Below are 11,746 nucleotides of genomic sequence, written 5' to 3' on the forward strand. Positions count from 1 at the left end.
CTATTAGCTGTTAGCAAACCATAGCCGATAGTCATTAGTTGATAATCTTTAGTTTGAACGTTTTCACTAACTGTTACAGGCTAAAGACGATGGGCTTTCGCTTGTCCAAAGCAAACTCCCGTCGCCATAGCTCAAAAAGCGGAAGTCGTTTTTTAAAGCATAATCGTACACTTTACGCCAGTCGTCACCAATAAGTGCTGCCACCAATAACAATAATGTAGAATTGGGTTGATGAAAATTGGTAATAATGGCCGAAGCTATTCTTACTGTATAACCCGGCGCTATTAAGATTTGTGTATGGCAAATGATCTGCTCAAGGTTTTGTTGCTGCAGCCAGCCCAATAGTGCCTGCAACGCATCTTTTGCTGATGCATTTTGTAAAGGCAGATCGTATGCATCCCACTGTTGCACTTCCAGCTCTTCCAATGTTGCGTTGGAATTAAGCAAAGCTTTTACACCCATCCAATATAAACTTTCAATAGTACGGAGCGATGTTGTACCAACTGTAATAACCAGCTTGGGTAGTTGTTCCAGCAACTCTTTGATGGTAGCTGCATTTACTTCAATCCATTCCCGATGCATGGGATGATCCTGCATGGTTGCCGCTTTAACCGGCTGAAACGTTCCTGCGCCTACATGCAGTGTAACAAAGGAATGTTTTATGCCTTTCTCCTGCAGCTTAAGCAAAAGCTTTGGTGTAAAATGTAAACCGGCAGTTGGTGCAGCAACACTTCCTTCGTAGCGTGCATAAACAGTTTGGTAACGGTCATAGTCAGCCGCTTCCGATTGGCGTTGCAAATAAGGAGGCAGTGGAAGTATGCCTGCAAAATGTAACAGTTCTGCAAACGTAAACCAGCTGTTGTTCCAGCTAAACTCAATTTCAAAATTGCCTCCCTGCTGATTTATTTTTTCGGCCCTGAACAATACATTTCCTTTTGGTGTGTGCAACTCCTTTTCTAAAAACTGTTGTTTCCATTTACCTGCACCACCAACCAAACATGTCCAGCGTACTTTCTCCAGGCTCATCATAGCTTGTGTAAGTTCAACACCTGCAGCAGGCTCCAGGCAAAAGATCTCTATTTTACTGCCGGTATCTTTCTGAAAAAGAATACGGGCATCAATTACTTTGGTATTGTTGAATACCAGCAATGCTGTTGCAGGTAAATGCTGCGGCAGATGACGGTAAACATCGCTCTCAATTGCTCCTTCTTTATAAATGAGCAGCTTGCTGAGATCCCTTTCGGTTAAGGGATAACGGGCAATACGTTCGTCGGGCAGCTCGTATGTATAATCACTGATCTGTAGTTGCGAAGGATGCATGCTGCAAAGAAAATGAAATTACAGCAATGCCCGGGGTTGTGCATTGCAGAAAGCAGCGTTTGTAATTGTAGCAACAGCTAATTTTGCATACATGCAGCTACCACTGGCTTCCATCATTCCTGCGTTAATTCCATTAGCCGCAGGAATTTTGTTCCTTTTATATCCGGAGCAGCTTTTGGCTGCAAAAGATCGTGCAAATGAAAAAAAGCAAAAACTTCTGAAGCGTTGTGGCGGCATTCTGGTAATAATCGGCATCGGTTATCTTTTTCTTGCATTCATTAAGTTGTAACAGTTAAAATCATAAATAACTAACTTGGCAATATGCCAAAGCCCTTCATCGCCATATTATATTATTTATTACTTGTGTTTGCCGGTATTGCACTCCTGTTTTTGGCAAGTGTGCTGCAAAAAGTTTCTACTACATCCACTGCAGAATACTTTTACTCCGATTTCTTACGGAATAATTACAGCTTGTTAGCAGGTATTATCTTTTTCCTTGCAGGTTTATTTGTTGGCTATTTTCTAAAACTCAATCCCTGGCTGGCGGGTATTGCCATGGTTATTGCAATGCCGCTTGTAAGCTTTTACGAAGCTGCAGTTTACAAAGGAAGCCATAACCTTATTTGGTTTGAACTGGTTATTTACTTTCTGTTTTCTGTACCGGCAATTACAGGCGTTTATATAGGCCGGTATATTGCAAAGCGAAGAAAGAAACAGGAAGAATAATTTGTTGATTTTTGTTTGATGCCTGTACTCCGCTTTATCAACAATGCAGAAAACTATAATTCCAAAAAGTCTTACTTAAAAAGAAATGCAGTTGCCTGTATTTTGGTAATCGAAGGCATTTTTTCAATAAACCATTTTTACTGAGCGCAAATAAGTTAAATCTGTTTAATATTGCCACGACCAATTCCAACAGCAACAATCTATTCTTATGAACTACGGCTTACTTAAGGTTTTGTATTTACATAGCAGGCAAGCCTATCAACTCATCAACTTGCCGCAAGCACATCTATTCTTTACTGTAACCCTAAAACCCAACCTGCAGTATTGAAACCAGTAACCACTTACATAACAAACATTACCGCATCAATAGTTACAACGGTTGGCGTATTGGTATTAATAGGCTGGCAAGCCAATTTTATTGTACTAAAACAAATTCTTCCCAAGCTTGTTGCCATGAACCCGGTTGCTGCTGTTGCATTTGTATTTTGCGGCATTGCACTGTTACTTCGTGATAAGAAGGGATATAAACGTGTTATTGCTATAACGCTCGCATCACTTGTAGTTATTGCCTCACTGCTGCGTATTGCTGCTGTTACCGGCATCTTTGATATTGGAATTGATCAGTTGCTGTACCGGCAACGTGTACAAACAACGCTTTACATTGGTGTTCCCAACCACATGGTTCCGCATTCGGCAGTGGCCTTTCTCCTCTCCGGCACCTCTTTACTGTTACTCCTATCCGAACGCATCCGTGCTTCGCAATGGCTGGCCTTACCTGTTAACGGATTGGGCATACTTTCATTAATTGGTTACATCTACCATTTAAGTTCTTATTATATCGTTGCGTCTTTTGTTCCATTATCATTACATACCGGCATTTTGTTTATCCTGTTGTCATCTGCCTTGTTAGTTGCAAAAAGCAAACAAGGCTTTATGCAGCAAATAACCAATGTGCATGCAGGCGGTAAAGCTGCACGTCTGTTATTACCTGCCATGGTTATTATACCTGTTATACTTGGCTACTATGTTATTACCGGTGTGTTAAGAGAACGTTTTTCAATAGCGGTTTGGGTATCGCTCTTTGTATGTGCAGTTATTTTCTTATCGGGATTACTGATTTGGCTTACCGCTTACATCATTAATAAAGTTGAGAAAAAGCGACTGCAGGAAAAACAACAGGCCGATGCACAGCGCAGGTTACTGGCAGAATACAAATACCGTGAATCGCAGGAACGTTATCACAGCCTTATTAATACCATTGATGGTATTGTATGGGAAGCCGATGCACAAACACTTGCTTTTACATTTGTAAGCAAACAGGCCGAACGCATTCTGGGTTACCCGGTTCAACGCTGGTTGAGCGAATCATCTTTCTGGCCCGATCATATACACGAAGACGACCGTGCCTGGGCTGTTAATTATTGTGCACAGGAAACAGCAAAAGGTTTACCGCACCAATTTGAATACAGAATGCTTGCAGCTGACGGGCGCATTTTGTGGATGCGTGATATTGTTGCTGTTGCTGTTGAAAATAACAAACCTGTTCGCTTAAGCGGCATCCTGGTTGATATTACTCAGCAGAAAAAAATGGAAACGGCTTTGCACAACAAGCAGCTCTCTCAACAAAAACTGATTACAGAAATCACCATTCTTGCGCAGGAAAAAGAACGCAACGAACTGGGTCTTGAACTGCACGACAATATCAACCAGTTATTAAGTGTGGTAAAACTGTATCTCGGTCTTATTAAAACCGAAAAAACGTATAACGAGGAGATTATTGAAAAAAGCTATACACACCTGATAGAAGCAATGAACGATATACGCAAGCTGTCGCACTCGCTTGTTGCACCTTCGCTTGGCCATGATGGATTAAAAGAAGCTATTGAAGACTTGATGGAAAGTGTGCAGCAGCCACACAATCTCCAAATAAATCTTTCTATCGACGAGGATTATGATGCACTGCAGGTAGATAAAAACAAAGAGCTGATGCTTTATCGTATTATACAGGAGCAGCTGAACAATATTATTAAATATGCACAGGCAAACTCTATCGGTATTTCATTAAAGCAACAAGGCAGCAACCTGCATCTTACCATTACCGATAACGGTATTGGTTTCGATACTGCACAATCGGTTAACGGCATCGGGTTAAAAAACATCAACAGCCGGGTAAATTTTTATTCCGGTAAAATGGATATTACCTCTGCTCCCGGTTATGGTTGTACGCTGGAAGTTTCTATCCCCAACTGATGTGCTGTTAACAGCACATTACAATCTTGCAGTTTATCCTCTCCTATCTTTGCACATAAATTAAGTTATTATGGAGTTAGGCGTTGGTATGTTTGGCGATAATCATTATGCAAATGGTAAACCGTTACCTGTTGGCAAGCGGGTGCAGGAATTGATTGAAGAAATAAAACTGATGGATGAACTGGGGCTCGATTTCTATGGCATTGGCGAACATCACCGGCCAGATTATGCCGTATCTGTTCCTGAAATTATTTTAGCTGCAGCTGCATCGGTAACAAAAAATATTAAGTTGGGAAGTGCTGTTACAGTCTTAAGTTCGGCCGATCCTGTGCGTGTGTACCAGCAGTTTGCAACCATCGATCAGTTAAGCAATGGGCGTGCAGAAATTACTGCAGGACGTGGAAGTTTTATTGAATCGTTTCCGGTGTATGGCTACAACCTTAACGATTACGATGCGTTGTTTGAAGAGAAGCTGGAACTGCTGCAAAAAATAAATAACGAAAACCCCATTACCTGGAAAGGAAAATTCCGTGCAGCTTTAAACAAGCAGGAAATATTACCACGTGCAGTAAACGATCAACTGAACATTTGGGTAGCAGTTGGCGGCACTCCCGAATCGGTGGTTCGTGCAGGCAAAGCAGGCTTGCCGGTGATCTTTGCTATCATCGGCGGAAGCCCGGTACAGTTTCAACCATTGTTTCAATACTATCGTGATGTATACAAACATTTTAAACACGATGAAACAAAGTTCCAGGTGGGTGTACACATGCATTGTTTTTTTGGTGAAGACAGTAAACAGGTTGCCGACGATTACTATCCGTATTACTCCGCACAAATGGATCGTGTGGGCCGCAGCCGTGGATGGCCTGCTTACCAACGCAACCAATTTGATTTTGGAAGAAGTAAAGAAGGGGCGTTGATCATTGCTGATGCAAACGAAGCCGTTGATAAAATTCTGCAGATGCAGGAACTGTTTGGTCTCACCCGTTTTTCTGCACACATGGATGTAGGCGGCCCATCGCATGCAGCATTGATGAAGTCGATTGAAATTTACGGAACCAAGATTGCACCGAAGGTGAGGGAAGCATTGAAGAAGTAAAAGCAATTGTGCAACCAACAATCTAAAAAGTGCATATAGCAAGTAATGAAATTCAAATAGTTGGAAATTTCAAAATTTGCTCAGTTGCGTATATTTATGTGTTATGTGTAATTTAATTCGACCCCTCGTCGCCATTTGACAGACATAAAATGAGTGTATTTTCCTACCATCTCGTAAAATTATCCTTGACTTCTGCACTTCGGATGATGGCTTTTCCTATTAATCCGAAAAAAATACAAGGATTGATTCATGCAGAAACAATGTCTGCTATGGTTTTAGGTTCATCAATTTTCTCTAAATCAAGAATTTTCAACAGAGAAATTGTTGTTTTTGCCCAATGGGAAAATGAGGATTATCTAAATGAATTTTTGCAAAAACATCCTTATGGAAGGCAAATAGCAAAAGGTTGGCATATAAGATTAGAATTTGTAAGACAATGGGGTAAAATTTCAGGATTTCAAATTCCGACTTTGGTAAGCGAAATAGCTAATGAAAAAGCAGTTGTAGCGGTAACAATCGCCAGAATGAAATACAGCCAAATTCCACGGTTTCTTCGTTGGGGAAGGCCAGTTGAAAAACAAGTCCGTGACCATAATGGCACAACTCTATCCTTAGCATCAATTAGATATCCAAATATTGTTTCCACGTTCTCAATTTGGAAAACACAAAAAGAAATGACTGATATGGTTCATGGCCACAGCATGATGCCACAACCCAAAAGGCATATAAATGCAATGAAAGAACGTGAAAGAAAAGATTTTCACTTTGAATTTACAACACTTCGATTCAGACCTTTAACAGAATACGGAGAATGGAACAACAAGCAAAATTATATACCTTATAAAACTGAGCTTCTATGAGTTTGGCATACAGAAAGCAAAAGTTTCAGGATTGGTTCACTCAACAATGGGTCATTCTTTGGGGTAGAAAAATTAATCCAGCTGAATACTTTTGGCTAACCGGTCCTTTTGGAGAATTAAATGGCATTGGCGAAAGTTTTATTTATCAATTAGCTCAAAAAGAAAACTTAACGGTAATAAGAAATTGTAGTTCAAAAGGGTTGTTACATTCTATCTCTAATCTTGATTTAACAGAGAACGAGATTAAAAATCTTTCCCGAAAAGTCATTGATTTTTACGAAAGAACAGCAGACTATAAACTACAATTAAATGTAAAATGGAATCCACTTTTTAAGCCATTTGGTTTTTTTGTTAGCAGATTATTTAGCCAGCGAATTAACCAATTAAATATTCCAACTGAAAATATTCAAGAATCTGAAAACCTAACAAATGAAATAATTGAATTAATTTCCAATGGAAACGTGAAATACATTATCTGGCTGCGAAAATTACAATCAACAGAAAAAATTATTTACTCTGGAATTTATTCCACTTGTACTCTTCCGTCAAAAACTACCTGCATAAAAGCTATTTTCCCATTGCCCAAAGGAAACGCCACCGTCATATTAAAACCAACTGTTGGTAACAAAAACGAACTTATATTAGAATCTTCAGGATTAAAGTTTGGTGACGCAGGATTTTACTTCCTGTTATGCGATTCTAAGGGAAACTATTGGAGTCAATACGTTAGGTCGTTTACTGATAAACTTGTTGTAAGTGAAGAGCAAGAAAATCTAAAAGCAAGACAAACGCTTAAATTGTGGAATTTAAAAGTTGCAAATTTCGACTATAGCATTATAAAGTAAACTACACACAACATAGGGTTTTCTGCTATGCTGTCTGACGAATAAGTACTCATCTGTATATCGCTGTTCGGCTTCAGTCCGGGCTTGACGAATAAAGCCGGCAATAGAATATATTCTCATCTTCATTAACTTTACTCAGCAACAGTTCGGGTTGATGTAACACGGAATATCAGCACAGCAGAAAGCCCTGAACGTTAGGCGGCATTTTAGTGCGACACCAAAGTGACAAAACAAAAGAAAATTTTAATAGTAGGTGGACTCCTTCTTTTAGGGCAGCTAATTATTTTTAGTGACTACATCTCACCTTTTCATTGGGGACATTTAAAAGTAAGTGGACTCGCTTGTACTTGCCCAGATGAAACCGTAGAGGGTGGACAGCTGTATTTAAAAAATATTACGCCTGATAGTCTTAAAAAGTACAATTTGGACTATTCTGAAATTTATGTGACAGAACGACCATCGACGAATATAGACCCAATGGGGGTTGACTTATATATTATCGAAGGACGAGTAATTGGGAAAGACAGAGTTAGTGAAGGAGATCCTTGGAATCCAAAGTTTAGAGTTGACAAATGGAGAGAAGTCGATATTCTGAAAGATTGGAGAATAAAAGGGCTATTCTTTCTACAACTTGTGATCTGGTTGATACTGTTAAGACTCGCAAAAAATAAAAACGGTGCATAACATGAACTATTTGCAATTCCCAACCCACATAAAACCCTGCCCGTTATGTTCAATTATCCGACACAGCAACCATTTTTGAAATACCAATTTTATAGTTAAGAATGAAATACCTGGACATAATAAATAAATGTCTATTAAAAATTGAAGACGATTTTAAAGAATTTAAATCAGTTTTAAAAAAAGACGCCCAATTTTCCGGACTATATTCGCATCTTTCATCCAACTCATTTGTTAATGAATTTCAACTTGTTGAGGTAACATTATCATTTTACCATCCTGAATTTATACATACCGAGAAAGAAGGCATAGACATTTCAATTGGCCTGTTTCAAATAAGAGAAGAAGAAAACGGAATGACTAGCTATACCTCGAACATAAGATATGACAATAATGGCGATTTGATTTTTGACAAATTTATTTATGTAACGTCAGATATAACCACAACGACTGGGAGTTTGATCTTGAAAAATAACGACTATATACTAAATGTTCGTGATGTTGAATCGTTAGACAGAGAATTGGCTACATCTGTTGACAGCATATTTGCCGGCTTTCATTCAAGCATAAGCTTAATAGGTTCAAAATTGACAGACTTAAAAACCTTCTAAAAATAACAAGCCTCCTAATGGAGGCTCGTTATTTAAACTCATCAATATATTTACCGCAGCAAAGTAAACGTTCCTTTTACATCACTTGCTTCTCCTACAAGGTTCGTGTAACGGATATGGTACACATACATACCTGCATCCTGCTGCATGCCTTTAAACGTTCCATTCCATCCAACAAACGGATTGGTATTGCTGAACAGACGTTGACCCCAGCGGTTATACACTTCCATTGAAAAAGTGCGGATGTAGGAAGCGCCCATCACACGGAAGAAATCGTTCAGCCCATCACTGTTTGGTGTAAAAGCAGTAGGAATGTAAATATTACAAACACCTAATGTTAATGTAGCCGAAACTGTAGTGCTGCCACAACCGTTGCTTACGGTAACAGAATAGGTACCAGGCGTTGTTGCATTGTAAACAGGTGTTGTGCTTCCATCCTGCCACATATAAGTAAGATCGTATCCTGTTGCTTTCGGATCGAGTGTAATCACTTCTCCCCTGCATATTTTGTTAAATGAACTTAAGTCGGCAGCGGGTATATTGTTTACAACAATGGTTACTTGTTTTGTATATGCACAAACTGTACCTGCAGGTGTAAACGTGTAAGTAGTAGTTGCCTGGTTATTTACCACAGGCGCCCATGTACCTGTAATACCATTGTCGGATGTTAAGGGTAACGGACTCATAATATCGCCACGGCAAATTGTATCGGGAACAGAGCTGAATACCGGATCAATAGCAGGTGCAGTAATAACATTACCTGTTGCCGGCGCACTCGAACAGGTAGTTGTGGGGTTAGTTATTATTACGGTATATGCACCAGGAACCAGTGTTGTAAACGAAGCCACATTACCGGGATTGGTTGCACCTGCCGGAACCGTCCACGCATAATTGTACGTGCCGGGCACCGCAGGTGTTGCTCGTAATGGTGGCGGGTTTAATTCGCACACATTAATATCCTGAACAGTTACTACCGGATTAGGGTTTGCAGTAATTGTAAAATTCACCGTTCGGTTTACACCGCAATAATCACGATAGCTACAGGAAATTGTTGCGTTGGATGTAAAGGTATAAGTAGCCGTATTGGTTGTAGAAGTTGAACCACCCGTCCATGCATAATTGCTGCCGAGTGTTGGGGCATTAAGTGTAACCGTGCTGCCCGAACAAACTGCGAAATTATTATTGTTATTATCTACCACTCTAAACTGCTGCAGATTACTGGATGCACCGGTAGAACCTGATACCGACCAAAACACGTTGGTATTATTTGCAAAACGTTCTGCTATGTGGTTGCGTGTTGACGTAGCTCTTAATTCGCCATCAAACGTAATACTGATGCGCTGTGAAGATGCACTTAAATAATCCCACCTGATGGTTACATCGTGCCAGGCACCATCTTCCACATTGGCACAGCTGCTGCGTAAGCAAACTGCCTGCCCGCCTGTACCATCCATAATGTTACCGCCGGCATTCAATTGCCCATCAGCATAAATACCGGTATGATCGTTATCAAAATCGTTTGTTGTTGGCCCATTGTTATAGGTATCAAATTCTACAATAATCGAATTAGGTATACCGGATGCTCCCAGTCCCTGCCCGGGTGCAAGAGTGGGCGAACAAACATTACTGAGAACAAACGCCAGACCATCGGCACCACCAGGATCGTTAACTCCGAGGTATATGCGGAAATTGATGGTAAAATTTTGCGCCAGATTTACGGGATAAAGGTTTGTTATCATCCCTGTCCTCCCACCAAGACTGGGTGTAATACGGTACGTTACGGGATCTACGAGTACAGCCTCACCTTGCGTAATAAACTGCTGGGCATAACTATTAATACTGAAAAAGATAAAGAAAAGGAAACAGTTAAGCGATAGAAATGGTTTCATAAGCGTCTTGGTATGGTTCTTTAGGTTTGGGTGTGCAGGCGAATTCTGCAATTTATTCAGCCTGAACGTTCAAATCAGGTTTGTATAACGAAATACACAGGGCCGAAAGTATAAAAAAACCGGAAAAAACATTGACTGAGGGGCAAAATAAAGCCCCCGTTTGTAACGAGGGCCCCGTAACGCATTAAAAAAAGCCGGCTGTCGGGCTTGGTATTACCTGTACACACCAAACTTTTTACTGCTGTACCAGATATCTTTCAACGTTACACCAATTGAAAACTGGAAGTAATTTTCCCGTACCTGGTTTAGCGAACTGTTGCCTTTTTTTCCTGCTTCCATACTGAGATTAATGCCCATAGCCGGGGTAATATTTTTACCACCACCAAACGTAATGGCATAATCAATTAAACGGTTGTTACCTGTGGCCAGGTAGCTCTGATCGTAACGAAAGCCCAGCGCCAGGTAATACTTCTCAACCGTGTATTCGTTCACTTTAATTTTATTGCTGTACTCCATACCTGCATTAAACCCCACCGCATCCTGTATAGAAATATTCTTGTATGCAATTTTTTGCACCGGCCATTGCTGGTAAGTTCCCTGCACATGAAACGATAAGCCATTACGGTTGGCAAGACTATAACCCAAGCTGCCCGATACCGGCATTGCAAAACTGATATCTTCTGCTTTTGTATTACTTAACACCGTATCGGCTTCAATGTATTCGATCTGGCTGTAACCTTTCAGCTTGCTGAACAATGATACAGTTGCACCAACAGTATGTTGCCATTTCTTCTTTTCCGATGAATAATATTGCAGCCCTGCAGTTACACCTGCACTGTTGTAAAACTTTGTTTCTTTTTTATCTATTTCCAATGCATACGAATTGCTGTAAAAACTGGTGGTATTCTGTAATGAACCAAATAACCACGATGTAGTAATACCTGCCGATAACTGTTTACCTAATGTATGTGCATAGGAGAAATAGGTTTGATAAATTCCTCCCGTGCCTTGCGTGTAACGCAGGTAATCGAGATTGGGATCGTTGAGTTCAGAACTGCTTACATACTGATAATCGACCGTGCTGTAGGGTTTTAATCCAATGGCAAAAGCCGACTTTGGAGTGATCTTGTATGCAAGGGAAACTTTCTTTACAATAAAATCGCTTGCAGGACCAATAACCGTGTCGGTGCCCGGCATTTTGTACTTACTGCTTCGTCCACGAAACGACATATCGAGATTGATATTCTTGTACGGGATCACTGTTAAAGAAGCGGGGTTTGAAAAATTATAATAGCCCACTTCTCTTCGTGAAACAGACGCACTGCCACTTGCTGCATAACGTCCGTGATCGGTTGTTTCAATATCACCGATGCCTAATACAGAATAAGGTGAAGAAATATTCTGTGCACTGCTGCTGCCTGCAATAAACAAAGCAGCTGTTAGAAAAAAATATGTTTGATTCATC

The 11,746-nt window shown here is 40.3% G+C and carries 11 protein-coding genes; 8 read left to right on the forward strand and 3 right to left on the reverse strand.

From position 1 onward, the window contains the following. Positions 1 to 66: 66 nt before the first annotated feature. Positions 67 to 1,320 (reverse strand): S-adenosylmethionine:tRNA ribosyltransferase-isomerase, encoded by a 1,254-nt coding sequence (locus ESA94_RS06320; protein WP_129129981.1) that lies wholly within the window; start codon positions 1,318 to 1,320, stop codon positions 67 to 69. 91 nt (positions 1,321 to 1,411) lie between these two features. Here ESA94_RS06320 and ESA94_RS06325 point away from each other — a divergent pair, with 91 nt between their 5' ends. From ESA94_RS06325 to ESA94_RS06360, 8 genes are all read left to right on the forward strand, one after another. Next, positions 1,412 to 1,609, forward strand: a complete 198-nt coding sequence (locus ESA94_RS06325) for a DUF2065 family protein (RefSeq protein WP_129129982.1) — start codon at positions 1,412 to 1,414, stop codon at positions 1,607 to 1,609. Positions 1,610 to 1,641: 32 nt separating this feature from the next. Continuing rightward, positions 1,642 to 2,046 carry a hypothetical protein gene (locus ESA94_RS06330; RefSeq protein ID WP_129129983.1) on the forward strand — a complete coding sequence of 135 codons (405 nt, stop codon included), beginning with the start codon at positions 1,642 to 1,644 and terminating at the stop codon, positions 2,044 to 2,046. A gap of 324 nt (positions 2,047 to 2,370) precedes the next feature. Beyond that, complete coding sequence (locus ESA94_RS06335; protein WP_129129984.1) at positions 2,371 to 4,296, forward strand: PAS domain-containing sensor histidine kinase; 1,926 nt, start codon at positions 2,371 to 2,373, stop codon at positions 4,294 to 4,296. A gap of 70 nt (positions 4,297 to 4,366) precedes the next feature. Next, the gene (locus ESA94_RS06340) at positions 4,367 to 5,395 is read left to right on the forward strand and encodes an LLM class flavin-dependent oxidoreductase (protein ID WP_129129985.1); all 1,029 of its coding nucleotides are present in this window, start codon (positions 4,367 to 4,369) and stop codon (positions 5,393 to 5,395) included. A gap of 185 nt (positions 5,396 to 5,580) precedes the next feature. Continuing rightward, positions 5,581 to 6,255: a hypothetical protein gene (locus ESA94_RS06345; RefSeq protein WP_205755917.1), complete on the forward strand. Its 675-nt coding sequence runs from the start codon at positions 5,581 to 5,583 to the stop codon at positions 6,253 to 6,255. Next, a complete protein-coding gene (locus ESA94_RS06350; RefSeq protein WP_129129987.1) occupies positions 6,252 to 7,100 on the forward strand; it encodes a hypothetical protein in 849 nt (282 codons plus the stop codon). The genes ESA94_RS06345 and ESA94_RS06350 overlap by 4 nt, the downstream gene beginning before the upstream one ends. 222 nt (positions 7,101 to 7,322) lie before the next feature. Next, a complete protein-coding gene (locus ESA94_RS06355) occupies positions 7,323 to 7,784 on the forward strand; it encodes a hypothetical protein (RefSeq protein ID WP_129129988.1) in 462 nt (153 codons plus the stop codon). Between the two features lie 101 nt (positions 7,785 to 7,885). Further along, positions 7,886 to 8,392: a hypothetical protein gene (locus tag ESA94_RS06360; RefSeq protein WP_129129989.1), complete on the forward strand. Its 507-nt coding sequence runs from the start codon at positions 7,886 to 7,888 to the stop codon at positions 8,390 to 8,392. A gap of 50 nt (positions 8,393 to 8,442) precedes the next feature. Here ESA94_RS06360 and ESA94_RS06365 read toward each other — a convergent pair whose 3' ends face one another. Together ESA94_RS06365 and ESA94_RS06370 are read right to left on the reverse strand one after the other, a co-directional pair. Then, a complete protein-coding gene (locus ESA94_RS06365) occupies positions 8,443 to 10,281 on the reverse strand; it encodes a lectin-like domain-containing protein (protein ID WP_129129990.1) in 1,839 nt (612 codons plus the stop codon). A gap of 213 nt (positions 10,282 to 10,494) precedes the next feature. Continuing rightward, positions 10,495 to 11,745 (reverse strand): hypothetical protein, encoded by a 1,251-nt coding sequence (locus ESA94_RS06370; protein WP_129129991.1) that lies wholly within the window; start codon positions 11,743 to 11,745, stop codon positions 10,495 to 10,497. Position 11,746 lies beyond the last annotated feature (1 nt).

Source organism: Lacibacter luteus, from assembly GCF_004118265.1.
Classification (GTDB): domain Bacteria; phylum Bacteroidota; class Bacteroidia; order Chitinophagales; family Chitinophagaceae; genus Lacibacter; species Lacibacter luteus.